The following is a 24,163-nucleotide window of genomic DNA, read 5'->3' as shown; positions in this document are numbered from 1 at the left end:
CAAGGCTGAAGATGCATCAATTCAGCCGTTTCGTCCTGCCTGATATATTGGTGAAAATAAAATCACCAAACATCTTTACTGTATAAAGAAACAGTATATACTGTTTCTTTATACAGCATTGGTAAAACGTACAGGTGTGAACATGCTGGCTCATTTAAGTGTCAATAATTTTGCAATCGTAAAATCATTACAGTTAGAACTTTCTCAAGGAATGACCACCATTACCGGCGAGACCGGTGCAGGTAAATCCATTGCGATTGATGCGCTCAGTTTGTGTCTCGGTGGCAGGGCGGAAGCCAGTATGGTACGTCAAGGTGAAGAAAAAACCGAAGTCTGTGCTGCATTTGTTCTCGATCACAATCTGCACGCCACCCGTTGGCTCGAAGATAATGAGCTGCTCGACGGCAGCGACTGTATTCTTCGCCGGGTGATTACCAAAGAAGGCCGTTCACGCGCATTTATCAATGGGAATCCGGTACCGATCTCACAGCTAAAATCACTCGGCCAATTACTGATCAATATTCATGGTCAGCACGCCCATCAGCAACTGATGAAAAGTGAGCACCAACTTACCATGTTAGACCAATATGCCGGTCATGCCGATTTGTTGAAAAAGACACGGGTGGCTTACCAAAATTGGCGTCAGGCCAGTCATGAATTGAAACAAATCCGTGAAAACAGCCAACAGAATCAGGCACAGCTCCAATTACTCGAATATCAAATTAAAGAACTGAACGAATTATCGATCAGTGAAGATGAGTTCCCCGAACTGGAACAGGAATACAAACGCCTGACCAATAGTGGTGACTTACTCACCCTCAGCCAAAATGCAATCCAACTATTAAACGAAGGCGATGAAGTCAATGCTATCGGTTTACTTCAGTCAACCAATCAGGTTCTGGTTCAGTTAGCCGAGCTGGATGAAAAAATGGCAATGTTGCCTGCCATGCTTGCAGAAGCGTTGATTCAGTTGGAAGAAGCAAACAGTGAACTGCGCGACTATCTGGATCGGATAGAAGTAGATCCGGCACAAATGGCACATATTGAAGACCGTTATTCCAAAGTCATGTCGCTGGCTCGTAAACACAATGTGCTGCCGGAAGATCTCTACCAGCACCACCAAAACCTACGCCAACAGATTTCCGAGCTTGACTATTCCGATGAAAAACTTGAGCAGCTTGAGAATATTGTGGCAGAAGCGTATCAGTCATTTGTTCACCGCGCTGAAAAACTGCATCAGTCCAGAATGCGTTATGCCAAAGAACTCAATAAATTAATCAGTCAGAGTATGCATGAACTGAGCATGGAAAAAGCCAAGTTTCAGATGGATATTCATTATGATGACAATCACCCGTCTCCACTCGGATTCGATTCGGTGAGCTTTATGGTTTCAACCAATCCGGGTCAACCATTGCAACCGATGACGAAAGTCGCCTCAGGCGGAGAACTATCGCGAATATCACTCGCGATTCAGGTGATTACTGCACAAAAAGTCGAAACCCCAAGTTTGATCTTCGATGAAGTCGATGTCGGCATCAGTGGCCCGACAGCCGCTGTCGTCGGGAAAATGCTACGTCAGTTGGGCGAGTCGACCCAAGTCTTGTGTGTCACCCACTTACCACAGGTTGCCGGTTGTGGACATCAACAACTTTTTGTTGCTAAACAAACGAAAGGCGGAAAAACCCAAACACAAATGCTCAAGCTGGACAATCAGCAACGGATTAAAGAATTAGCAAGATTACTTGGCGGTAGTCAAATTACTGAAACAACTTTAGCGAATGCAAAAGAGTTATTGCTCGTAGCTGCATAACTATTTTTACACTAATTTATTTTATCATCAATATTCTGAATATCCTCTTCATAATAAATATCGGGCATTTTGATTAAATCACATCCAGCCCGATATTTATTTTGATTTTTTCTGCATTTGATCTTAACTTAACAAAAAACGGATAGAATGTGCCGCAATTCGTCATTGCCCATTCAAAATATCATACAAATAATATATTCATGTTATGTTAAAAGAACAATGCATAAAATACATTGATAGAAACATCAATGGTGTTATTAAAATCACGAATCAAAAGAAAACTTATTGGTTAAAGATTGGCGGAGAGGATAAATCTAACTTAATCCGAAAGCTCTCGTCACTTGCGAGTAAGTTCAATTTATTTTCATGCTTCCAGTCAAAGGCAACGATGAATTCATGGTCACGTTTTGAACATGAAAAATCGGTATTGCTTTATTTAAATTCGATTGGATTTCAAGTTCCTAAAATCACACTAGCAGGGAAACGTTTCTTTGTTACGCCCGACAAAGGCCAACCACTCTCTCAGGTTGAGGCAGACCGTATTACTGATGATACATTGATGCAACTGTTCAATCTATTCATCAAATTACATAATGCGGATATTGCTCATGGACGCCCGGCACTGCGTGATATATTAATCGACCAGCATAATCAGCTCAGCCTGATTGATTTTGAAGAATCAATTATGCACGCAAGTCCGAAGCTCAAAGCAAGAGACATTTATCTATTACTTATGGACTTATGCCGTATCAAACAAGTCACTATCGAACAAAAAAGAAGAGCATTATGTTATTGGAAGCAACAGGTTTCCGATGAATATTGGCAAAGCTTAATAGAAATCCATCAGCTTTTGCGTAAATTTAAACCACTTGCCTATGCCGTTCTATTCTTTAAAAAGAACAATAAATTAAGTCGGCAATTGATAGAAACATGCCACCTACTCGATAGTTTTTTATCATATGAATTCATTCACAAGGATTCACCAATATAAATAATTCAGATTCATCAATTTATTATCAATCAATTCAGTATAAATCAGAATATTAAACATCAGACCAATTATATTTTATTTATGAATATCTAAAGTCAATCATTGGCTATTTTTATATCAGATGAATAGCTTTGAATATAAAGCGGTATGATTCATCACTTAACTTAATCAGACAGACTTCAGGTCATGAGAAGCGATATCACCCTCTCAGTCATCCCGCTATGGTTGTTGGGTGCTTCTCATGAACTGAGGTATACCGTCAACTCTATCTGTCTAACCAACTCTATCTGTCTAACCAAATAAGGCTGTCCAATCCAATTAAACCGTTCGAAAAGCAGCTCATATGACCATCAGGCTCTATAATTAGTGACGAATTTTGAAAAAAAACCGATCAGATGCAACAAAATCTAAAATTTGTAGTCTGAGAGTGAGATAAGATGGTGGGGAACCCTTTTACTTCTTCACCAAGCTTGTTTATTATCAGCCAAGCTTTCACTCTAAATGACAATGCAGTAAACAAACTATGCAATTGAAGAAGTCTCTCATCACCGCGTCATTAGCAATACTTGTCCTTAGTGGATGTTCATCGGTTACCGATATGTTGGTTTACCGGATTGATATCAACCAAGGCAACTACGTTGATCAACAAGAAGTTGATCAATTGAAATTCGGCATGACCAAACAACAGGTCCGCTATGTTCTTGGTTCTCCGATGCTCGTTGAGAATGGTTATCCCGATACTTGGTACTACATTTATCATCATGTCTCCGGTCATGAAGATCCGGTTCAGAAGAATCTGATTGTCAAATTTGACAAGAGGGGGTCACTGATTCATCTGGCTGGTGACTTTCATAACAGTGACCAATTCTTTGAAAGCGTCCAGTAAACGAGTCAAACCATCAGTTATAAAAAAAGCTCGCGGTGCGAGCTTTTTTACTATCAGAATCACAACGATTTCTTAAGTGGATTTAGTTTACCGCCGGTTACCGGGTCAGCGGTTCCCGCAGCTTTTGCCTTCTCTGCCCGCTTCCTGCGAATTTCTTTCGGATCGGCCAGCAATGGCCGGTAAATTTCGATCCGGTCTCGATCCCGGACTGTCGCATCCAATTTCACCGGACGACTGAAAATCCCCACTTTATTCTTGGCCAGATCAATTTCCGGATACATATTCAACACACCCGATTGGCGGATAATCTCTTCCACCGTCATCGATGGCGACACAACCAACGACAGCACGCGCTGCTCATGTGGCAGCGCATACACAACCTCCACATGAATCGTATTCTCTTCATCCGTCATACATACACCTGCTTTGCCCGTTTGGTGAAAGCATTCACCATATTATTGGTCAGATCATTGAATACTTTGCCGAATGCCAGCTCAATCATCTTGCTGGAAAACTCAAATTCAAGCTTCAGTTCAACTTTACAAGCCCATTCATCGAGCGGTGTAAAATACCATCCACCACGCAGCATTTTAAAAGGGCCGTCCACCAAATTCATCAAAATAGCTTCACCCGTTTTTAACTGATTCAATGTAGTAAATGTTTTGCTGATCCCCGCTTTGGAGACATCAACAGAAGCGACCATCTTGTCAGCATTTGACTCAATCACTCTCGCACCGGAACAACCCGGCAAAAACTCAGGATAACGCATCACGTCATTGACTAAATTAAACATCTGTTCAGCGCTAAACGATACCAGTGCAGAACGACTCACCTGCTTCATTGATGCTCCTTCTTCCTCTTTACACCTAAGCGCCGTAATTTTACTGTGATACACAAGTGAGCTCAAGGTCAGCATCTCACTCCCGACTGACTTCAACCTGTCAATCCATCGCCTCGCAATGACAATAATCGCAGATTTATCAGACAATTGTGTATATTTTGCACCAATGCCAATAAAAGGATTTCCCAAGCTACACGCAATCCGTATAATACGCTCCACTATGGCAAAGAAAAAATCAAAAGCAGGGAGCAACACGATTGCTCTGAACAAAAAAGCTCGCCACGAATATTTCATTGAAGATGAGATAGAAGCTGGTCTGGAGCTTCAGGGCTGGGAAGTGAAATCACTTCGCCAGGGCAAAGCAAATATCGCAGAAAGTTATGTCTTCTTGCGTAACGGAGAAGCTTTTATCTCCGGCATGAGCGTTATCCCACTGCAACAAGCCTCGACACATGTGATTGCCAACCCGACTCGGGTACGCAAACTCCTTCTCTCTCGTCGTGAACTCGATAATTTATTCGGCCGAATCAATCGTGAAGGGATGACCTTAATCGCGCTATCGCTGTACTGGTCTCGCTCATGGGTCAAAATAAAAATCGGGGTTGCCAAGGGTAAGAAGTTGCACGATAAGCGTGATACGGCCAAAGACCGTGACTGGCAACGCCAAAAAGATCGCGTGATGAAGAGCTCACTGCGTTAAACTTAACCATATGATTGTGCAGCACTAGACAGTAGGAACAATTCTGGTAGTATGCACACTCTACCTCTGGGGCTGATTCAGGATTCGACGGGAATTTTGCAGTCTGAGGTGCATGCCGAGGTGCGGTAGGCCTCGTTAACAAACCGCAAAAAAATAGTCGCAAACGACGAAAACTACGCACTAGCAGCTTAATAACCTGCTGAGAGCCCATCTGCCCTAGCCTCTGCTTGTAGGACGGGGAGTTCAGATGGTCAAACCAAAACAAGCTGGCGTGGATTCCCCCACCTGAGGGATGAAGCGTAAGACATAATTCAGGTTAGCTATTCATTCGCGTGTCGGTTCGCAGGTGGTAGTGAAATTAAAGATCGACTAAGCATGTAGTACCAAAGATGAATGATTTTCGGACGCGGGTTCAACTCCCGCCAGCTCCACCAATTGGAAATAAAAATGGCTTGTGAATCAATGATTTACAAGCCATTTTTGTATCTACTTTCCATTCATTTTCCACTATTCAAGGTCAATTTATCAGGTGAGCCACATAGGTGAGCCACACAATGACCACAAATAATTTCCTCTATCTCAACAGATTTCATACCTTTTACTTTCGCCAGCGCACCCCGTTAGATATTCTAAGCGTCATACCCAGTGCCAAAAAAGAACTCAAAATCAGCTTAAAAACCAAATGCCGAGCCAGTGCAATGATCGCCGCTCGTGAGCATAAGGTGATGTTTGATTGTCTGTTTACTGAAATAAGGGAGAGTGTCGCTAGGATGGAAAGTATGAGAGCCAGCTTTCAAGAGTTGGATGGAGCCACACAACGACAACTAATGCTCAAACAACGAGCCACCGAAGCGATTAACGATCAACAGTTTACTCAGCAATTGTTTTTCTTGTTGGAGCGAAAAAACCGCATCAAATATGCGTTTGACGGGTTCTACCCATATTTTACGGACACATCTATAAAGAGGCATACTATGCCTAAAAGGAGTGTCTATGACCAAGCGAAGAAAATATTCTGCAGAATTCAAACGCGAAGCCGTTGCGCTGACTCAGCAACCGGGTGTCAGTTGTCGTCAGATAGCATTAGATATCGGCATCAATCCTAACTTATTAAACCGTTGGAAACGAGAGGCGGAGCAGTCTCAAGATAAAGCATTTCAAGGCACTGGCTCTCCTCGTGATGAAGAAATGGCGAGGCTAAAACGCGAATTAGCTAAAGTGAAAAAGGAACGTGATTTTTTGCGAGAAGCGGCAACGTTCTTCGCCAAAGAGTTACCGTAAGGTATCTTGCGATATTGCGCTGCCGCGATGTGTTTTCTGTTCGCCTCATGTGCCGTTGTTTGCGCGTCTCCCCTAGTGGTTATTATGCTTGGGTGGAACGTCAGCCAAGTGCGCGTACTCTTGCTAACGCAACGTTATTAAAACGAATGCGCGAGCTCCATGATGATAGCGGCGGCATTATCGGCGCACCACGTATGCACGAAGATCTGCAAGCAGAAGGGTTGAAGGCGAGCTTAAATCGTGTGGCCAGGCTGATGTCAGCGAATGGACTTTATGGCTGGCCGCGTAAAAAAGGTTGAGGGGTGAGGGGCAAAGCGAAAGTCCGCACGTCCTGACGGTTTAAAGGATCATCTTGAGCGGGACTTTAATGCTTTGGAGCCGGAAACCAAATGGGTCACAGACATTACAGAAATTGGGACACTTGAAGGGAAACTTTATCTGTGTGTAGTGCTTGACCTGTTTAGCAAGCTCATCGTTGGCTGGTCGATGCATCATCGACAAGACCGTCATATGGTGATTCGAGCCGTCGAAATGGCGGTTTGGCAGCGACAGGAAAGACATCATGTTATCTTACATTCTGATCGAGGCACACAATTTACCAGTGGAGATTATCAGCGCTTTCTCAAGCAAAAGAACCTAACCAGCAGCATGAGTGCTGTAGGCCATTGTGCAGATAACGCGGCTTGTGAAGGGTTCTTCGGTGTGATGAAACGGGAACGAATCAACTATCGACAATACCGGACAAGAAATGAAGCCAGAGCAGATATTTTTGATTATATCGAACGGTTCCATAATCCAAGAATGAGACGTAGACTGGCGAATCAAGACAGCAAGTTTACGTCTTTACTAAACCGTCCGTGAAAACGGGGTAGAACCCTGCATTTGCGAGCTGGTGATACACTTGACCTCAGACAGTCCAAAAACAGCGAATACCGCCTAACGGTAATCAACCATGTAACAAAGGCCACCTTGCAAAACTGGTTAGCCTACCATCCAAGAAAGCACGACCCCAAAGCCCCACTCTTCCTATCGCAGCGAAGCAGAAAAGCCTTAACCGTTGCCGCCGTAAATAGGCTGGTGAAACTGTGGTGTAACGAAGTAAGACTGCCCGAAAATTACGGCTCCCACACCTTACACAAAACATGGGGCTACCACCAACGCATACAAAACAAAGCTTACGTCGCGATCCTCATGCGAGCCTTCGGACACGCCACCGAAGCCCAAACCCTAGACTACCTTTGCATACTTCCTGATGAGATTCGTGACCTATATCTAACCCTAGAGTTGTAAGAGCAAAAAAACTATGCAATAAGTTGTGTGGAAGATTCGTAAATATACTATGCTGAAACAACAGCTTACGACCCATAGTGGACATTGCAATATGAGGATAAGAGACCAGAAACAAAGCCTATTGAGGAAGACTTATGCCAACAAGGACAATCAACCAAGGTTTTGAAGCCTTTCATCGGAAGATAACACCGGGAAGTTATGAATCCGGCCTTTTAAGGTATCGAAACAAGTCATAATTATATGATATTTAAGAGTTTTATACACTATGTTGGCTTAAGTTAATGACATTGGGGTGAGCTCTCAACCATCGGAAGCGGGATTTATATGCTTTTTGAAAAATGTAAGCCGGTGTATGTGGGTGAAACAGGCAGTATAGCTACGTTTGAAATGTCTGCTATTGGCCGTCCAAAGTACAGTACGCTATGGCATAATGGTCTTAAAATAGGTGTTTAATATAGACTTTTAATTTAAATTCATATTCTATAGCTTGGAGAAAAATAAAGGTGACCAAATTGATTGTTCTTACCTACAATATTTTAAATCCATTCCATGCAGTCGAATTTAAAACTCCACAGGGTTTTACTGTTGATAAGGATGGTAACGAAAAAGATAACTGGATTGAACGTTGTCCAAAGTTGATTAGAAATATGCAAGTTTATGACTTTGATATTGCATGTATTCAAGAGCTTAATAGTGAGACAAAAGATTTTTTTAATGGGGGTTATAAAACTGCAGTATATGATGAGCATAAAAACAAAGTCCTTGAACGTATACATGGGAATAGCATTGTTTACAATCCAAGAAAACTACAACCGATCGAAAGTCATACTGTAAGAACTAAAGACCTGAAATACAGAGCGGCTCCATGTGCGCTATTTAAGGACAAGAAAAGTCGGCTAATCGCCGTATTGTCTGTGCATTTAAAAGGTTATGATGGAGATGAGACAGATCCAGAAAAAAAGTTGGAAATAAAGCTGCGCGGATATAACGAATTAGTCGAGTATGTAGATCAGCTCGAATCTGTTTCGGCTGATGTATACGTGATTGCGGGTGACTTTAATGAACACTCATCCGAAATGATCTGCCCGTTATCCCGGCAACAGCTATTAATTGATAGAGGGTATGTCTATGACGGCGACCTATCACCTACTGAGCATGGAACTGGTAGAAAAATAGACTGGATATTTGTAAAAAGTAGATGTGATCTCAAAATAGGACGAATTAATAAAAAACTTCCCTTTGAGCAAGCTTCGGATCATCTTCCTCATGCGTCGGTAATAGAGTGTTAAAAATAAATGGAACAATTATATCAAATTAGTGAATGGAAAAAGGGATTTGAAAACAGTCATTTATACACTGACGATGTTAAAATGTTTTTGTCTAACTTTTTTTCTTTTGGAAAATACCCTAAAGAAAGTCTTGGCTCTAGAGCCAAGTTTATAAAGGATAGAATATGGGGTAACGTTCAAGTCGATGAAATTACAGTTCAGCTGATTAATATGCCTGCTTTCCAGCGGCTGAGGAATGTTCAGCTTATTCCACAATCTTCACATATATATCCTTTTTCAAGATCGACATATTTTGAGCATTCTCTTGGAGCGTATCATGTTGTTACTGATCTCATCAAATCTTGTAGCAATAGATCATCCCAGTATGGGGTGTTTAGTAAGGAAGAGTATGTGCTGACATGTCACGCGGCTTTGTTGTCAGAAATCTCAGCCGGATTAATTTATACTCTTATAAAAGAAGGATATATTTCAGAGAAAAGTTTGCGCTCTCTTACTATTGCCGGTTTCCCAATCATTGAAATTGAATCTAAATTTAGAAACGCTGATTGCCATTTATACTTAGATAAAAGATTTTCAGAGCGCACAATACTTCCAAGACTTTTATCTTGTTTTCTTATTCTCTCAGAGCCTTTTCAAGTTTACTACGATAATCTTGATCTGTTTGAGGATTACGAGGATGAGATATCTCCATCAATAAAGCTGTGCAGCGCAATGCTTGGCATTCCATTTTCCAAAAGTTCTCTAATGATATATGACCTTCTGCATGGAGATTTTGGTTGTAAATCGATAGATAGAATATATAGAGATAGTGACTCTTGTGGGATACACATACCGCTTGATTATCAGAGAGTACAGTCAGCGATCACTTTTGAAAAAAGAGATATTGAAGGCGCTGAGGGTGTGTACAATTTTGATGTGCTGGAAGAGTTTGATAGGGAGCCATATTTTTTTCTAGTTGATGATTTCGACCCATTTAATATACGAGAATTCGCGATCAGCAAGCAACTCACAAATTGGAGGATACAAACCCATCCTTGGCTTCTTTTGTTCTATGAGAGAATATCAACCATGCTGGATAGGGCCATTTTAGAAAAGTCTCATCCAGAATACTCTCAAGTCACTGATTTAATTTATGATTGGCATGGGTCAGATATGCATCTTTTGGATTCTTTGCAGTCCGTTGCTCAGACTAATCAGGATGAAAAAGATAACCTATTGTCGCGCCAGCATTACAGAAGATCGCTGGCAATATCTTCAAGCACCCTATCTAATGAATTTCCTGATGCTCTTAAAGAAAGTAGTCTAGACGCAGAGATAGATGAGTTTTGGAAAGATGTTAAGGGCTTTTTATTCAAAAGTATTAACGAGAAACTTTCTAGCCCAGAAGAAAAACACAAAATATGCGTACGAATTGTAGAGAAATCTATTGAGCTAAATGATTGCTTTCTTTTTGGCACTAAATATTCGCAGGAAGGAATACTAGATGGAGTATTCGCTGTTCCAGATAAATCTTTAGACTCAGACAAAATTAAAATTCAGCTAATTACCCATAGAGGGAAAGGAAGAAGCAATCTAAAAACTGTATCTGGCGGGTTTTCTTGGGAGAGCGAAGATCGAAGTGAAAATACAATTTTTATTTATTCTCCAAAGGAATGGACTTGTATAGTAGCTATTGCAGCTCAAATTGTTTTCTATGAGGATTTCGAAGCGTGTTCATTAGTGCATAATTTTTCTAGCGGAAATAAGCTCTACGGAAAGCAATTAGGAGAGTCTCCGGATTTGCTGTTGAGGCCGGTGATTGATCATGCTCTGTCCGCAAAAATTTGCGGTTTGTCTAACGAAGATGTACAAGGAGTTATGAAAATCCTTTCGAAAATAGGGTATTACGACACCCATCCTAGGTTATACAAATTTGACCTAGAGGCAAAGCACAAGAAGCTATCATCTCTCGCGAAAAAACTAAGTAGCTACAATGGTGATGAAGGTTATTCCGTGACCACAAAATCACTACAACAATTTTTAGTTCAAATCCCTCCAACACTCAGGCAGAACGCCATAAGTCTAATAGAAAGTATAAAAGTATTGGACAGGGCAACTTTGCAAAGAGCATTTACTAACCATTTCAAAGTTATTGAAGAAGGAATAAATAGCGAAAATGTCTTTTATATTCCTCTTTCTGAAAGTAGTGGGAAGAGCATAAAAGGGATTGTTAACTTTAAGAGCCTTTCGGGAGAGAGTCTTCATGGAATTAGAGAGGCATCGGATAGAATAGAGTCCGATAGAGATTCTGTAGTTATATATGATGACAATATAGTCTCAGGCACACAAGCTGCAAGTTCAATTAAATTTTGGCTCGGAGAATCCAGTGAAAAAACTGAGAAAAACATTTCTTATATCAAGCTTAATGAGAGCCAAATTATAAAATTGAGATCTGCAAATCTAATTTTTGCTTTTCACGTTGCCACTGATATTGGATTTAAAAAAATAGAGTCCTGCTTGGTGAGCGCAGGGTTTGACATGAGAAAAGTGAAGTTTGTATCTACATGTAAGCTTGAAGAAATGCGGGGAAGCCATGTGATTAACGATGCTCTTAGGGATGAATTAGCATTGATCGGGGAGCAAGTTTTAACTAAAAAGTATCAGAAAGACGGAATGCCTGACGCAAAAGAAAAAGCGGCTAACCGAAGGCTTGGGTTTGATAATATGGAAGCTATTTACGTTACCATGTTTAATGTTCCTACAGCTTGTTATACAGCATTGTGGTGTCCAGGAACAGTTATTCGACAAGGTAGAGAGGAGCCTTGGATTCCTCTATTGATAAGAAACAGCCATAAAAACCTTGTGGTTATAGGGTGAGGTATGGAAATTCATTTAGTGCGTCATGGAGAAACCGTGGCAAACAAAGAAAAGAGAATGCAGGGAGTTACTGATACTCCTCTCACAGATCTTGGTATTTCTCAAGCCAGAGAGCTTGAAAAGAATTTGTCACAATATAAATTTGATCTATGTATGAGCAGCCCGCTAAAGCGAGCTAAGGATACAGCACGAATAGTAACAAATGAACGTCAACCTATAATTGTTAATGACGACTTGATTGAACTAGATTTCGGCTCTTGGGAAGGGGTGAAGAAGCGAGATGTAGAGTCTCTCTACCCAGTCGATTATGAAATGTTCTGGAACTTCCCACATTGCTATAAACCGAAATCCGGAGAGAGTTTTCAAGAGGCTGGTTATCGAATAAAAAAGTTTCTGGATGTGTTGAAAAAGGAGCATGGCACTAAAACGTTATTAATTGTTACTCATGCAATAGTAATAAAGACCATATTAATTAAAATTGAGAATCGCTGCTTAAGTACAATGTGGGATGCACCTTTTGTTCATAACTGTTTCCATACTATACGTGAAATATGATGTGAATTGACAGAAATTTACGTATTTGCAAAAAAATTCTAGTAACTCAAAAACACTATTAGTTAGTGGTTTTATGCTTGCAAGTTGGTTGTTAATTAATGTCCGCTTTTGGCCGAGAAGAAAAATAAAATGAATGACCTGTATATTATCGGAAACGGTTTCGATCTGCACCACAAGCTTGATACACATTACAAGTCATTCGGTTTGTACCTACAAGAGCACTATGGCAGCATTTACGATCAGCTTTTAGAGTGTTTCGGATTGCCGCATATTGATAGAAATGATAGAGCTGTCGATCCTTTATGGAAAGACTTCGAGCATAGCCTCTCATTACTAGATGTGGAAATAGTCTATGACGCTTACCGGCTCACTTGCCAATCCTGGCGCGCCGGATTTTCGCGATCGCGACTGGAATACGTTTGCTATCGACATGGAAATGGATGTTGATAGCCTGACTAAGAAACTCATTTTCCATGAATTTATCTCGAAAGTTGACTATTCCGTAATCCCCAGAGACAAACGCCTTCTTTAGATTCTCAAGCACTATTTCTGAGTTTCAACTATACCGACACACTGGAAAGCTATTACGGTATATCGGAAAGCCATATTACATATATTCATGGTAAGGCGGTTAATAGCGACGAAATCATTCTGGGGCATGGTGTTGATCCCAATAATTTTCGAGCAGCCCCTCCTAAGCCGCCCGCAGGATTGAGCGACGAAGAGCTTGAGCGATGGGAAGAAGAAATGAATGATCAGTATGACTACTCCTTCGAACTAGGGAAAACTGCCCTGCAAGATTATTTTTCTTCCAGCTACAAAGATACTCAAACGGTCATTTGTGACCACATGGAGTTTTTCGAAAGCATAGAAAATATCGAGCAGGTTTTCATTCTCGGGCATTCCCTATCCGATGTAGATCTGCTCTATTTTGAAAAGGTAATCGCATCAATAAAGCGCCCCCCAAATTCACTGTATCATACCTTTGAGATGAAGAGCGTTTATCTCATACTGAAACCCTGTGTAGTCTCGGCATTCAAAAAAGCCGAATCCGCATGAGTAAAATGGAAGTAATATAACGGGAAGCATTTAATTAAGATAAATAACAGATCAAACGTCCGCTTTTGGCCGAAAGACGACACGTTGAGCTGCTCAAGATGGCACAAGCGCCACCCTGAGCAGTTCATTCCAGCCTAATTTACCACTCCATTTTCCGCTTATTTTTAGCCTTAACTTTATGGGCATCATTACTCAAAGAAGTGTCCTTTAACATTTCTTCCCAATGCGCTAGAATTTGGAATAATTGGTGTTCTTCTATTTCCGTAACTTCCACCAAATCATAGTTTAAAGACGTCCTCGGGCGTCTTTTTTCTTGTCTTCAACAAAGTAAAATCAACAAGTTACGATGCAGCATAGTCTTGTACAGTCCAGATTAGATTTGCAAAATCCAGTATTTTTAGGAACACTGGTAGGAACACCAATCAAAATTCCCGTTTTCAGTGTTCCTAAAAGAGTATTCCTATAGCAAGACAGACCACACCATTAACTGCGACTCAGGTCAAAGAAGCAAAACCAAAAGATAAACTGTTTATTTGATATATCAGCCCAGAAGTCTGTCCGCTCGTACGTAAGCTTTTCTTACCAAATGGCGGGTTAAGTAGAACTCATCACGGACTTAAACTACGCAAGTGTGCCCCTAATTACATTGACGACTTTACCAATCACTTCCTGACTAATTTGTGCAGTATTCTGCAGCCTTTCAACTAACTGCGCGCAATTTTCATTACGTGCTGTCGACTCCTGAATAACGTGTCTAAGTGCCACTTGCTCTTCTTCATCTAAAACCAAGGGAATAAGTGCATCTAAGTCAACGCTTGTTTTAACCATCAACGCTTCTTCCTCTTGCGATAGTGACAAATTTGCTTGTTCTGCAGCTTGGTTGCCCAACTCATCCATGTCAATCTCCTAGTTTGCTGTTTGCTTCACTCAGTTTCTGATTAAGCCTATTTGATTCCTCAGACATCTGACTAAAGGTTTCAGTGATATCGGCATTTAATCCGTCTAATCCAGCCTGATTCAATAACCGTGTTTGCACATCTTCTACATCTTTAATGCTCGCCAGATGCGCCGTTATCGTTGCATTATTGGCTAGTAACTGTGCATATGCTGCGTTGACTTTCATAATTAACTCTTGCTCTTGTCGATCAAGAGGTGTAATCAACTCCTGCCTTTTTTTTGCTAACTGCTTTTGAACTTGTCCTGTCCAGACCATCAACGTGTCAAACTTCTGAACTTCTTGGTAAGGTGCTTTTGGCGTAACAAATTTTTTATTGAACTGATCCCATACCACTTCTCCTTTAACTGTCTCTTCAAGCTTTCCAGTTTTAATAAAGGTTTTCAGGTACTTTTGAAGCCAGACGGTTTGAATCCAATCCTCCCGTTGCTGTCTAACCATTTGGAAGTATGATTGAACCAAGGCGATATGAGACCTTTGAGAACTCAATAACTGCTGTTCCATACTACTGGATAGAGTCACGATCTCTGCTGGTAACTTTGTGGTGCAACCTGTAAATGACATGAGAACAAATAATATGGTTAATAGTTTTTTCATGGAACGACCCCCTTTTCTATCAACAATATAGAACTGCTCTAAACGCCACCGTCATGACTAATCAATAGATTGGCGCTTCTCTGCGACTACCTTCAATTTTTTTCGATAGACACTAATTGAGTGATCTTTAAGTAGACTATTTGGGGCTCTGCCTTTGATCCACAGGGCTTTCAAACGATAAAGAAGTGAAACATGATAAAGCAGTTGAACATCGTCATACGGCTCACCCTTGCAATTTGACAGAAAACGCATATTGCCTGCATGTATGTATCGCCCAAATTTAGATGACAACCACTCACTCTAGCGCCTATATTGGGTAACCAAGCAACTGACATGGCAAGCACCCCGATTGCTACACCATTTGGCGGCAGCATTGTGACACAATCAGCTGCATTAACGACTCGATGTAAGGGTGTTTTGATTTCTGATATCCATTCATGGTCTCCGACTCGTGGAGAGCCAAATGTGTAACATGCTGCAATCCCACTTTTGAATCTCAATTTTTTGGTTGCGATTGTAGCAATTGCACCGCCTAAGCTGTGTCCCGTGATAAATATCGGTTTGCCTCCATCTTCAAGCTTTTTCAACTCAAGTACGATTTCGCTCTCGACTTGTTCATACGCCTGTTTGAAGCCAGAATGCACAAAACCTTTTGTTGTACATTTAGTTAAAACGGCATTGGTGTCCGATTTGATGTCTCGTATACTTGTCGCTTCGGTTCCTCGAAATGACAATACATAAAATTGTTCCGTTTCCACCAAAATAGCCTGCGTGCCATTCTTATCAAATGTTTTGACTAACGTTGTATTAAGGTAGGTTAAATCTCGAATAAGTTCTTTAAGTTCCTCTTGATGGTCATAAGCTAGACCTTGTACCATAGAGATAAACTTAGCGGTTTTGCTCGGAGATTTATCGGAAACAAGTTTCGATAACTCCTCTTCCACAAATCGTTGGAGATTGATACCAGGTATAAACTCATTAAAACGTTTATAAGCAAGTTCCGATATACATGACATAAACCAAGCAGTACGATCACTATATGCTTGACGATATGTCGGTGTTTTTCGTTTAAGTAACTCTTCAGTTCCGTCTTGATAGATATCAGCCATTATTCCATTCCTTGAATATGCCTTATCTTAACGTAGTTCAGATATATGTCTGTTTCCTTGCTCACTCCCTCAAAATTGTAGTTTAGGCTCAATAACGATCAAAAGGCTGAGTTTGATCACTCAAGATATGAGTCAAATTAATACCTTTACCAACGAAATGGGTGCATTTTGAAATAGTAAATACGCACTAGATAGTGCCAACTATATGATGTCTAAGGCAAGACTGCGGAGCCAGACGATGTGGTTAACCCCGCAAGCGGTCTAGAGCTCTAGAAAGGTAAAATGACAAAGGAACAAAATCAACCTACTCGATAAAAACACGGGTAGAACCCAACCTTGATATCGTGTCCCTAATTTATGGTTCCTAAAGATGCCGCGACGAAAGAGCTAAAGGAAAAAGAGTACAACCTGATTGGCGGCCAAGGTCTGAGATTGAGGATTTTGCCAAGTGGCTCTAAACAATGGCAACTCAATTATGCATACCGGTAAGATATTTCTCCATAATGATAACCGAATATTAGTAGAACAATGACAATTTCCTTAAACCAGACCATTCGCATCACCAGCAATAAGTGATTCCATATTCAAACTGATCGTTGTCTGCAATGCTTCAATCGAGCGAAGCAGTGCTGCTCTATCCCGCTTTTGTATCGGGTATTCCTCTTGATGTTTACTACACTCTGTGACGACACTGCACCAAAAAACAATTTCATCGAGTTTATGTTGCGTACTATTCACGAGTTGATGTTGTGCACTATTCATAAGCCATATCTCTTGCCAATTTTTGATTCTTATCTCTCGATCATGCCGAAAAAAAATATAAAAATCAGGTGGCATTTTTTGACAGGTTGCAAATTGCGTAGCAACTAGTAACATATTCACGTCAGTGCGCTTGTTCAAATAAGAAATAAAGCAGGAATCCCCCCAAAATGGATGTTAGTTCAATAGAAATGGCAAAGGCTTGCACGCAATTCAGCCGACTCATTTCGAGGATATATGATGATGCAATACACATCAGTTATTCAGTGATTTCACTAGACACTCGGGAAATCTATACCCTATCGACAGACTATGATTGGCATCTGAGCTACTGGGAACAGGGATTAAACGGAACAGTAGGGCAACGAATGTCGCCAGGACTCGCATCGTGGCGGGACAAAGACGCAGAATATCATCAATTATTAGACAAGTATCGCATACCGGATAAAGTGGATTATACTTGGCTCTGCCCACAACGGGCTGAGATCGTTTCTCTGGCCTGTCGTCATCAATTAACCAGCCAAGAAAGTCATCAGTTGGCCGTTCTCCGCCCCAGTCTGGCTTATCATGCTCACAAATTATGGCTGAAACATCAGGTTGCCACACTCCCCTATCAGTCAGTGGTGGTTTCATCCGATACGCCTGATGCTCATATGTATGATCAAAACCATTTCCGGTTTGGTGATATTGTCCTGACAGCGAAAGAAATGAGTACCATCCGCCTTCTGTTATCTTTCAATTCCCCCAAAGAAATCGCCTGGAAACATCATTGTAGTGAATCCGCAGAGCGAAAACGTATTGATACGATTAAGAGAAAAATTCACTGTACGGGCAATCGCTCTACCTTTTTTCAATTGTTACACAAACATGGGATTCTTGATGCATGTCTGGATGTTTACACCACGTCTCTTTAACATGTCGTGATCTCGGCAAAAGCCAGAGATTCTACGGGCAGTTCGGCTACACCACACTCAAAAGCTACACTGATGAACAAGTCTCTATTGTTATCATGACTTCAGAGTCTGGCCCAGCAATAGAGCTTTTCTGTTTTACTCTCCTAAAATATGACCATCCATCCGCTTCACACATCGACACGATGCCCAATATTCAAAGTATTGGAATCACACATATAGCAATTCAGGTTGACGACATTACGGCAACACGCCAGCAACTCGCCAAGTCATCTCCTTGTACAGAGATCAAAACAGCCCGGCTGGGAGGGTTTGTTTATTTTTTCACACATGACCCGGACGGGAACCAAGTAGAAATTATTATGGAGCATTAACATGTTAAGTTGGCCACAACGATTAGGGATTGTCTCGGGCAATGCATTCGAGTTTTATGATATTGCAGTCTACGCTGCTATTTCTCCTTACTTATCTCATTTGCTATCCAGTCATGGAATCGCTCATTCTGAATGGATGGTCTGGGGTATTTTCGCGCTGAGATTTCTGATCCGTCCATTAGGAGGACTGGTGATTGGCAAAATTGCTGACACTCAGGGAAGAAAAAAAGCGCTGATCATCACCAGTAGTCTGACAGGTGGTGCCACACTACTGATGGCAGCTTTACCTGTGAATATATTGGGAGAGAGCCTTGTCGTACTCCTCCTATGCCTGCAAATGGTTCAGGCTTTCAGTTTTGGCGGCGAATATCCGACCATCATTCAATACCTGCATCAAGGCAGTGACCGAAAACAACACGCTCGCCTCAGTAGCCTGATTGTTGCCAGTTCGATTGTCGGTGTAATTGCTTCCATCTTGATCGTAATGGGGCTGAAAGACACCTTATCGGAGAGCCAGATGCAATCTTATGGATGGCGAATTCCTTTAGTCATCGGGGCAATCAATATTGCGATGAGTTTTTGGTTCCGTCTTCGGTTGCCGACTGTACTTGCGACACAACAATCCACTCGTTTAACCCATAATGTCAGAGCCACCGTGAGAATCGGGTTGGTATCGGCTACCGGAGCCGTGGTTTTCTATGTGCAGAATATTTCCAGCAGCATTCTGGCAAAAGACTTCCCCATTCAACCATTTGCTCTGGTCAATTCAGTGACCCTACTCGTGATGATACTGTTAGTTGGGTGGATCACCGACAAATACATATCGTCACCAAAGAAAAGTTTTTCGAGGGGATTACTGGCTGGTTTAGTGGTCTCTTACCCGGCCTATTACCTTTTGATTCATAGTCAATATGGATGGCAACAATGGATCGCATTTATTACGATCAGCCTGATTTCAGCGCTTATTTTAGCCAATCTGGCTACCGTGCTATTTTCCATCGCCCAAAATAACACGACTTCTCTAGGGCTTGGCTATAACGTGGCTCTTTCAATTTTTGGTGGGATGAGTCCGCTCATTGTGAGCTTCCTGTCTGATTATGATGCCAGTTATGTTGGTGCATATGCCGCATTAACAACCATACCGGCACTTATCGGTATCTATGCGTTTTCTGCACCGTCGTTAGATATCCCGTTAGATGCCAATGCATAACCAGATTGAACCAAACTGGATCGCTCACAACTGAAAGTCCTGTCCCGTCCTAAAATACGTTGACAGTTTTTACGAAGCCAGAAGCTCTAGCTGCTGGCTTTTTTCATGTACTTCATTGGGTGTTTTCATTCCAAGGCAGGAAGATGCTGCCAATAAAGCGCTAACGCCTGAGCAGCAAAAAATTCAAGAGCTTAATGAAGCGAGAAGGCTTATGCTAACGAACGCTATACCTTATTCTAATTTCAATTCTCACGCTAAGAAATATTCTGTGGATTTACCAATTTTCTCAGATTTTAGTATTGCTGCTGTGACCATATCATCGAGTTTTTGCTTCGCGCTGTTATAGCTAATACCTAACAAACGCTCAACTTCCCTCGCTGTTACCGTTGGCTTTTTACGGTAACGAGGCTCACCAGAGACAAATCCAATGATCTTTCTCTCGATATCTTCCAAGCCAGAATATTGCTCTTCTAATTCCTGCATTCGTTGCGCCGCTCGTTCATAAACGGAAATAAACTCATCAATAGCACGACCGATCACTTTTAACTGGTATTGAATAAAGTACGTTAGATCTAAGTTATCATGCTCCGTATCTAGGTAGCTCACACCATATTGAATTGGGGCTTTTTTAAGTAACGCTGATATCGCAATATAACGAAAACCTGTATAACCAGATTTAAACATATACCAGTAGAACAAAGCCCTAGCAACTCTCCCGTTACCATCTCGAAATGGGTGGACATAACCGATGACGAAGTGAAGTGTGATAGCTTGAATAACAGGATGAACGCCACTGCCATTGGCGTTTAACCAATTCACGACCCGAGTGAGTAATCTCTCAATGGCATCGTGTTTGGGTGGTTGATGAACAACCTCCCCTTCAGCATCAACAACCGCAACATCATCCGTCGTTCTAAATAAGCCTGATGTATATTTTTCTTGATCTAACGTCCTCGTTCCTGCGCTGTGTAAATTTCTGATCAACGCAATGCTAAACGGCTCATCCTTAAGCTCCCAGACATTTTGCATTAGGTCAAAGTTTCCAAAAATCATCCGTTCATCGTCAGTACGAGGCTTCCTTTTTTTTCTAATCATTTCTTTCGCAAGGATTGTCGTTGTGGCAGCGCCTTCTAATTGACTGCTCGATATCGCCTCATCATCCACTAAATTATTCGCTAAATGCTCAAAATGCGCTCGCTCACCAATTTGTTCCAGGATACCCAGCATGGCGCTATGCGTGGTATACCGATCAATTTGCGATAACACGCGACCAAACTCATGCAAATTGTTGAATCGGCAATATTGTGTATAGTCTTGGGAGTTTAATAGCGCTTGAATCACTTGCTCAGGCAAGTCCGGAGGCAATGGTTTATCTTCTAAGGGTGTTAGATCAATTAAGGTGCTATTTCTGGACAGACGAGTTAACCACCAACAATATTTGACTTCTAAACCAAGCTTGACCCTACGCCTAAATTCATTAAATGAATAGTAATCATCAGAAAATGGCGTGATGTAATCCTTATAGTCGTTAGGATTAAGCCCCTGCTTACCAATCTCAAACAAAATGTCACCGACTGTATCAAATGGACACTCTGGTGGTGATAAATACTTACCTGACATGAATTTCATCTCAAAATCTAGCAATTATGAGATCAGATTAATTAAGATTGTGTAATTTGGCTAGTTTTTTATCACCTACTCCTGTGATGTTCATCGGCACTTTCACGCCGATACCTATCTTCCTGAAGAAAGCATGGCTCAAGTTGACTCGCATTCACATAACTAGAGCGCCTCTCTGACCATAACGACGAAGCCAACAGTGATAACTCAACAAACAGAGATTGTTACCGTCTCATGGGAGATATCATCGGATAGGTGGAAGACGTTAAATCCAATCTCTTTTTCTTGATCATATTTTGTTTCATGATGACAAGAATGATCAAACTGAATCCATGAAGACGGACATGATAGAAATACCGTATTTGCTCTTTCTTCGCTAAAGTAATTATGACAATGCCCATAAGAAAGATATTTTAAATTATCTATTTCCGATAGTGATTGCATCAATAAATCACCATTATCAAGACATATCTTTTTAAACCAATCTGCGCCAATTTTAAAAGGCGGATGATGAATGAAAACGATTTTATTGGCGCGCGCTCTAAGCTGAGACTTTATGACTTCAAAATAAGCAAGGTCGATCTTTCCTCCACCGAGATGCTCTCCTTTTTCACTGGAGTCCAAGAAAACGATATCATTGTTCCCTATTTCTAAAACATCTTGAATTTTAAAGCATTCCTCTTGCATAGCCAATGCTTTCATGAGCGCGATATTGTCATGATTACCGGGAATCGCATAGATATCACTTTTAGTAAAATCTCTTATATATTGATAAAGCGCCAAATAATGTGCTCGATCAGCGTTCATGACCAGATCGCCTGAAAGGACTAAAATATATTCATCATATAAATTATTAATTTTGTTTAACACTAAAGATAAATGCTTCCTTGAAGAATGATTTTTATCTTTAATACAAAAGTGTATATCTGATATTTGAACAATTTTATCCATTTTAATTTCGCTCTCCCATCATGTTTTAATGTCGTACACATTATCAAAAATAAATGGATGAGAAGAGATGTTATAACCAAATATATCTATTTTGTTAACCGGTACGCTCATCATGGTCCAGAAGAACAATCGCAGCCTAAGCCATGGTTACCTTGTTCCTGAGATTAGCTGTCACGGCGAACTGTCCGTCAACAGTTATCACTACGGCTTCCAGACCATCGATTTGATTCACCGTTTCTAAAATACTTTGGGGAGCTAATCCAAACAGCTTGGTGGTATAGATGTCACAATCCAATGATTGATCGGCAATAATACTTAACGAAGCCACATTGTTGTCGACAGGGTAACCCGTGTGGCTATCAAAAATGTGGTGATACTGATTGCCATCGTGTTTAAAGGTTCGTTCATAAATGCCAGAGGTGACAACCGACTGATTTCTTATCGCGACTTTGGCAACACAATTGCCCCTCGGTAGAAAAGGATTTTGAATCCCGACATCCCAATCAAGGTTGTTTTTGGGTGACTCACCGTAAACCAGCAAATTCCCCCCGATATCAACCATGGCAGCAACCGGCTGTTTTTCTTTAAAGAAGTCCATGACCTTATCGCTGAAATACCCTTTCGCAATCGCCCCCAAATCGATTTCTAAACCTTCTTGAGCAAAGAATACCGAATGACGCGCATCGTCGAGGACAATATTGGCAGGATCTAAACAACCCAAGACGTTGTTGATCTCCTCTTGGCTCGGAACCCGCGCTTCTTTAAAGCCGATGCGCCAAAGCTTAATCAACGGGCCAATGGCAATGTTCAAAAAACTGTCGGGTTCAAGGCTGTGCGCTTTGCCGATCTTGATCAGTTCATACAAGTCTCGGTCAACGACGACCGGCGCTTTCACCGCCGTCGTTTTCAACGCAAATAGTTGAGAGTTCTTATCGTTGGCACTAAAAACCTGCTCGTAGTGTCTTAACAGTGCACACGCTTCTGCGACCCATTGATCAGCCTGCTCCCCCTTGAAATAAAGGCGAATCTTCGTCCCCATCAGTTCGATCATTTGATTGGCGTCAGTCATATGTTCTCCTTTCCGTCCCATCGGTGTTCTGTCTCATTCGTGCGCGGTGGTCTCTTTAATGTGCAAAAACGAATCCAGCAGACCTTGATCCAAGTCTGACAGTTTCCGCTCACTATGATAGGCAATGAAGTAATCTAAATTTAATTGGTCTACAGGCAGCTCATAGATATTGTACTGTGAAGGGTTGGGAGTAATTGCCAGACTCTCAGGGATAAAAGTGACGCCTAAATCGGCCATCGCAAGACGCCTCACGGTTCTTATTTCGGTACTTTCCAGCATGATGTCGGGCTTTACTTTATAAACACTGAATAGCTGGTCTACCTGCGCTCTGATTGCCGAACCTCTGGCGGTTAATACAAGCTTCTGCCGCAATAAATCTTCTATCGCAATGCTGCCCGGAGCAATATTGGCGGTATCCTTTTGATAAAGCGCGCAAGACTTCGGAATGATGGCAAAATAGCTATGTCTTCCCCATGTCACAGCCAGTAAATTCGGGGCGATATGACTTGAGTTCTGCCCGATGAAAAAATCCACTTCACCCTTTAATAACCGCTTCTCATTATTTTCCGGAATATCTTCCACCAGCTCGATTTGACAATGGGGGAACTGAGCCAAAAAATCAGGCAAAAACAATGGGATAAGGTAGCTACCAATACTGGCTAAAATCCCGATCTTGATTGTCGTTTTATCCACATCGGTTAAAGCGGTGACTTGCCTGCGCATGTTGGCGTAAAGCGTTTCAAGAGAGCTGAGATAGTCATAGTAAACTTTCCCCTGCTCGGTTAAACGGTAAGGCAGTTCACTGCGGTTGATGATCTGACAGTTCAGTTCATTTTCAATACGTTTGATGACCTGCGTTAAATAAGGTTGGGAAATATAGAGCGAATCAGCAGCCTTACTGTAATTGCTAAACCGCAACAAAGCATCAATGTAATATAAAGTGTTTTGATTGTGGTACTTTAACATCTCATTTCCCTTCTAAACTGCCAGCCTTACCACTATAACAAATTACTTATTAATAACTAACATATTACTATTAGATAGCCACTT

The 24,163-nt window shown here is 41.4% G+C and carries 23 protein-coding genes, 1 other RNA gene and 2 pseudogenes; 16 read left to right on the top strand and 10 right to left on the bottom strand.

The genetic code is table 11. The features are described 5' to 3' along the window. Positions 1–142 precede the first annotated feature (142 nt). The 3 genes from recN (at position 143) to bamE (ending at position 3,687) form a co-directional block, all read left to right on the top strand. Positions 143–1,810 carry a DNA repair protein RecN gene (gene recN / locus MKS89_RS04145; RefSeq protein ID WP_072960616.1) on the top strand — a complete coding sequence of 556 codons (1,668 nt, stop codon included), beginning with the start codon at positions 143–145 and terminating at the stop codon, positions 1,808–1,810. A gap of 205 nt (positions 1,811–2,015) precedes the next feature. Next, the gene (locus MKS89_RS04140) at positions 2,016–2,801 is read left to right on the top strand and encodes a BUD32 family EKC/KEOPS complex subunit (RefSeq protein WP_072960613.1); all 786 of its coding nucleotides are present in this window, start codon (positions 2,016–2,018) and stop codon (positions 2,799–2,801) included. A gap of 523 nt (positions 2,802–3,324) precedes the next feature. Then, a complete protein-coding gene (gene bamE / locus MKS89_RS04135; protein ID WP_021020895.1) occupies positions 3,325–3,687 on the top strand; it encodes an outer membrane protein assembly factor BamE in 363 nt (120 codons plus the stop codon). 59 nt (positions 3,688–3,746) lie between these two features. On the opposite strand, the gene MKS89_RS04130 is transcribed toward bamE, so the two are convergent. Together MKS89_RS04130 and MKS89_RS04125 are read right to left on the bottom strand one after the other, a co-directional pair. Beyond that, on the bottom strand, positions 3,747–4,100 hold the full coding sequence (locus MKS89_RS04130) for an RnfH family protein (protein WP_072960610.1): 354 nt from the start codon (positions 4,098–4,100) through the stop codon (positions 3,747–3,749). Beyond that, a complete protein-coding gene (locus MKS89_RS04125) occupies positions 4,097–4,528 on the bottom strand; it encodes an SRPBCC family protein (protein WP_021020893.1) in 432 nt (143 codons plus the stop codon). The genes MKS89_RS04130 and MKS89_RS04125 overlap by 4 nt, the downstream gene beginning before the upstream one ends. A gap of 220 nt (positions 4,529–4,748) precedes the next feature. On the opposite strand from MKS89_RS04125, the gene smpB reads away from it, so the two are divergent. The 10 genes and pseudogenes from smpB (at position 4,749) to MKS89_RS04085 (ending at position 13,558) form a co-directional block, all read left to right on the top strand. After that, positions 4,749–5,228 carry an SsrA-binding protein SmpB gene (gene smpB, locus MKS89_RS04120; RefSeq protein WP_072960608.1) on the top strand — a complete coding sequence of 160 codons (480 nt, stop codon included), beginning with the start codon at positions 4,749–4,751 and terminating at the stop codon, positions 5,226–5,228. A 68-nt stretch (positions 5,229–5,296) separates the two neighbouring features. After that, positions 5,297–5,662, top strand: a transfer-messenger RNA (tmRNA) gene (gene ssrA, locus MKS89_RS04115). Between the two features lie 120 nt (positions 5,663–5,782). Continuing rightward, the gene (locus tag MKS89_RS20935; RefSeq protein WP_083734885.1) at positions 5,783–6,334 is read left to right on the top strand and encodes a DUF6538 domain-containing protein; all 552 of its coding nucleotides are present in this window, start codon (positions 5,783–5,785) and stop codon (positions 6,332–6,334) included. Continuing rightward, positions 6,222–7,381, top strand: a pseudogene (locus tag MKS89_RS04110) (IS3 family transposase). The gene MKS89_RS20935 and the pseudogene MKS89_RS04110 overlap by 113 nt, the downstream one beginning before the upstream one ends. A gap of 921 nt (positions 7,382–8,302) precedes the next feature. Continuing rightward, positions 8,303–9,088 carry an endonuclease/exonuclease/phosphatase family protein gene (locus tag MKS89_RS04105; protein WP_072963659.1) on the top strand — a complete coding sequence of 262 codons (786 nt, stop codon included), beginning with the start codon at positions 8,303–8,305 and terminating at the stop codon, positions 9,086–9,088. 6 nt (positions 9,089–9,094) lie between these two features. Continuing rightward, a complete protein-coding gene (locus MKS89_RS04100; RefSeq protein WP_072963657.1) occupies positions 9,095–11,944 on the top strand; it encodes a phosphoribosyltransferase-like protein in 2,850 nt (949 codons plus the stop codon). A gap of 3 nt (positions 11,945–11,947) precedes the next feature. After that, a complete protein-coding gene (locus MKS89_RS04095) occupies positions 11,948–12,499 on the top strand; it encodes a histidine phosphatase family protein (RefSeq protein WP_072963654.1) in 552 nt (183 codons plus the stop codon). 129 nt (positions 12,500–12,628) lie between these two features. Continuing rightward, positions 12,629–12,802: pseudogene (locus MKS89_RS20930) on the top strand (AbiH family protein); the annotation flags it as partial. A gap of 49 nt (positions 12,803–12,851) precedes the next feature. Continuing rightward, on the top strand, positions 12,852–13,031 hold the full coding sequence (locus MKS89_RS04090; RefSeq protein WP_235862508.1) for a hypothetical protein: 180 nt from the start codon (positions 12,852–12,854) through the stop codon (positions 13,029–13,031). Between the two features lie 17 nt (positions 13,032–13,048). Beyond that, positions 13,049–13,558: an AbiH family protein gene (locus MKS89_RS04085; protein WP_077316442.1), complete on the top strand. Its 510-nt coding sequence runs from the start codon at positions 13,049–13,051 to the stop codon at positions 13,556–13,558. A 621-nt stretch (positions 13,559–14,179) separates the two neighbouring features. Here MKS89_RS04085 and MKS89_RS04080 read toward each other — a convergent pair. The 4 genes from MKS89_RS04080 to MKS89_RS04060 all read right to left on the bottom strand — a co-directional run bounded on the left by MKS89_RS04080 (position 14,180) and on the right by MKS89_RS04060 (position 16,981). Further along, a complete protein-coding gene (locus MKS89_RS04080) occupies positions 14,180–14,455 on the bottom strand; it encodes a hypothetical protein (protein WP_072963652.1) in 276 nt (91 codons plus the stop codon). Position 14,456: 1 nt separating this feature from the next. Then, the gene (locus MKS89_RS04075; protein ID WP_072963649.1) at positions 14,457–15,110 is read right to left on the bottom strand and encodes a hypothetical protein; all 654 of its coding nucleotides are present in this window, start codon (positions 15,108–15,110) and stop codon (positions 14,457–14,459) included. A 170-nt stretch (positions 15,111–15,280) separates the two neighbouring features. Then, positions 15,281–16,219, bottom strand: coding sequence for a lipase family protein (locus MKS89_RS04070; RefSeq protein WP_235862507.1), 939 nt, complete (start codon positions 16,217–16,219; stop codon positions 15,281–15,283). 540 nt (positions 16,220–16,759) lie between these two features. Beyond that, the gene (locus tag MKS89_RS04060; protein ID WP_131814969.1) at positions 16,760–16,981 is read right to left on the bottom strand and encodes a hypothetical protein; all 222 of its coding nucleotides are present in this window, start codon (positions 16,979–16,981) and stop codon (positions 16,760–16,762) included. Positions 16,982–17,148: 167 nt separating this feature from the next. Here MKS89_RS04060 and MKS89_RS04055 point away from each other — a divergent pair, with 167 nt between their 5' ends. The 3 genes from MKS89_RS04055 to MKS89_RS04045 are packed head-to-tail and all read left to right on the top strand — an operon-like array spanning position 17,149 to position 19,473. After that, positions 17,149–17,892 carry a helix-turn-helix domain-containing protein gene (locus tag MKS89_RS04055; protein WP_131814967.1) on the top strand — a complete coding sequence of 248 codons (744 nt, stop codon included), beginning with the start codon at positions 17,149–17,151 and terminating at the stop codon, positions 17,890–17,892. Continuing rightward, positions 17,862–18,263, top strand: coding sequence for a VOC family protein (locus MKS89_RS04050; RefSeq protein WP_072963640.1), 402 nt, complete (start codon positions 17,862–17,864; stop codon positions 18,261–18,263). The genes MKS89_RS04055 and MKS89_RS04050 overlap by 31 nt, the downstream gene beginning before the upstream one ends. Position 18,264: 1 nt before the next feature. Next, positions 18,265–19,473, top strand: a complete 1,209-nt coding sequence (locus MKS89_RS04045) for an MFS transporter (protein WP_072963638.1) — start codon at positions 18,265–18,267, stop codon at positions 19,471–19,473. A 249-nt stretch (positions 19,474–19,722) separates the two neighbouring features. Here the strand turns inward: MKS89_RS04045 and MKS89_RS04040 are convergent, their stop codons facing one another. From MKS89_RS04040 to MKS89_RS04025, 4 genes are all read right to left on the bottom strand, one after another. Then, entirely contained in the window at positions 19,723–21,093 is a 1,371-nt protein-coding gene (locus tag MKS89_RS04040) for a Fic family protein (RefSeq protein WP_072963635.1), read from the bottom strand. A 207-nt stretch (positions 21,094–21,300) separates the two neighbouring features. After that, entirely contained in the window at positions 21,301–22,044 is a 744-nt protein-coding gene (locus MKS89_RS04035; RefSeq protein WP_072963632.1) for a metallophosphoesterase, read from the bottom strand. A gap of 136 nt (positions 22,045–22,180) precedes the next feature. Continuing rightward, positions 22,181–23,113: an FAD:protein FMN transferase gene (locus MKS89_RS04030; RefSeq protein WP_072963630.1), complete on the bottom strand. Its 933-nt coding sequence runs from the start codon at positions 23,111–23,113 to the stop codon at positions 22,181–22,183. 33 nt (positions 23,114–23,146) lie between these two features. Next, a complete protein-coding gene (locus tag MKS89_RS04025; protein WP_072963628.1) occupies positions 23,147–24,079 on the bottom strand; it encodes a LysR family transcriptional regulator in 933 nt (310 codons plus the stop codon). Positions 24,080–24,163: the final 84 nt, after the last annotated feature.

The sequence above is a fragment of the Vibrio gazogenes genome, from assembly GCF_023920225.1.
In the GTDB taxonomy this organism is placed as follows: Bacteria; Pseudomonadota; Gammaproteobacteria; order Enterobacterales; family Vibrionaceae; genus Vibrio; species Vibrio gazogenes.
This window is presented reverse-complemented; position numbering and strand designations above follow the sequence as displayed.

What these genes read in the sequence shown, in the direction of transcription:
- recN (WP_072960616.1), top strand. Translation starts at nt 143, where the DNA reads ATGCTGGCTCATTTAAGTGTCAATAATTTTGCAATCGTAAAATCATTA.
- MKS89_RS04140 (WP_072960613.1), top strand. Translation starts at nt 2,016, where the DNA reads ATGTTAAAAGAACAATGCATAAAATACATTGATAGAAACATCAATGGT.
- bamE (WP_021020895.1), top strand. Translation starts at nt 3,325, where the DNA reads ATGCAATTGAAGAAGTCTCTCATCACCGCGTCATTAGCAATACTTGTC.
- MKS89_RS04130 (WP_072960610.1), bottom strand. Translation starts at nt 4,100, where the DNA reads ATGACGGATGAAGAGAATACGATTCATGTGGAGGTTGTGTATGCGCTG.
- MKS89_RS04125 (WP_021020893.1), bottom strand. Translation starts at nt 4,528, where the DNA reads ATGAAGCAGGTGAGTCGTTCTGCACTGGTATCGTTTAGCGCTGAACAG.
- smpB (WP_072960608.1), top strand. Translation starts at nt 4,749, where the DNA reads ATGGCAAAGAAAAAATCAAAAGCAGGGAGCAACACGATTGCTCTGAAC.
- MKS89_RS20935 (WP_083734885.1), top strand. Translation starts at nt 5,783, where the DNA reads ATGACCACAAATAATTTCCTCTATCTCAACAGATTTCATACCTTTTAC.
- MKS89_RS04100 (WP_072963657.1), top strand. Translation starts at nt 9,095, where the DNA reads ATGGAACAATTATATCAAATTAGTGAATGGAAAAAGGGATTTGAAAAC.
- MKS89_RS04095 (WP_072963654.1), top strand. Translation starts at nt 11,948, where the DNA reads ATGGAAATTCATTTAGTGCGTCATGGAGAAACCGTGGCAAACAAAGAA.
- MKS89_RS04090 (WP_235862508.1), top strand. Translation starts at nt 12,852, where the DNA reads ATGACGCTTACCGGCTCACTTGCCAATCCTGGCGCGCCGGATTTTCGC.
- MKS89_RS04080 (WP_072963652.1), bottom strand. Translation starts at nt 14,455, where the DNA reads ATGGATGAGTTGGGCAACCAAGCTGCAGAACAAGCAAATTTGTCACTA.
- MKS89_RS04075 (WP_072963649.1), bottom strand. Translation starts at nt 15,110, where the DNA reads ATGAAAAAACTATTAACCATATTATTTGTTCTCATGTCATTTACAGGT.
- MKS89_RS04070 (WP_235862507.1), bottom strand. Translation starts at nt 16,219, where the DNA reads ATGGCTGATATCTATCAAGACGGAACTGAAGAGTTACTTAAACGAAAA.
- MKS89_RS04060 (WP_131814969.1), bottom strand. Translation starts at nt 16,981, where the DNA reads ATGAATAGTGCACAACATCAACTCGTGAATAGTACGCAACATAAACTC.
- MKS89_RS04055 (WP_131814967.1), top strand. Translation starts at nt 17,149, where the DNA reads ATGGATGTTAGTTCAATAGAAATGGCAAAGGCTTGCACGCAATTCAGC.
- MKS89_RS04050 (WP_072963640.1), top strand. Translation starts at nt 17,862, where the DNA reads ATGTCTGGATGTTTACACCACGTCTCTTTAACATGTCGTGATCTCGGC.
- MKS89_RS04045 (WP_072963638.1), top strand. Translation starts at nt 18,265, where the DNA reads ATGTTAAGTTGGCCACAACGATTAGGGATTGTCTCGGGCAATGCATTC.
- MKS89_RS04040 (WP_072963635.1), bottom strand. Translation starts at nt 21,093, where the DNA reads ATGTCAGGTAAGTATTTATCACCACCAGAGTGTCCATTTGATACAGTC.
- MKS89_RS04035 (WP_072963632.1), bottom strand. Translation starts at nt 22,044, where the DNA reads ATGGATAAAATTGTTCAAATATCAGATATACACTTTTGTATTAAAGAT.
- MKS89_RS04030 (WP_072963630.1), bottom strand. Translation starts at nt 23,113, where the DNA reads ATGACTGACGCCAATCAAATGATCGAACTGATGGGGACGAAGATTCGC.
- MKS89_RS04025 (WP_072963628.1), bottom strand. Translation starts at nt 24,079, where the DNA reads ATGTTAAAGTACCACAATCAAAACACTTTATATTACATTGATGCTTTG.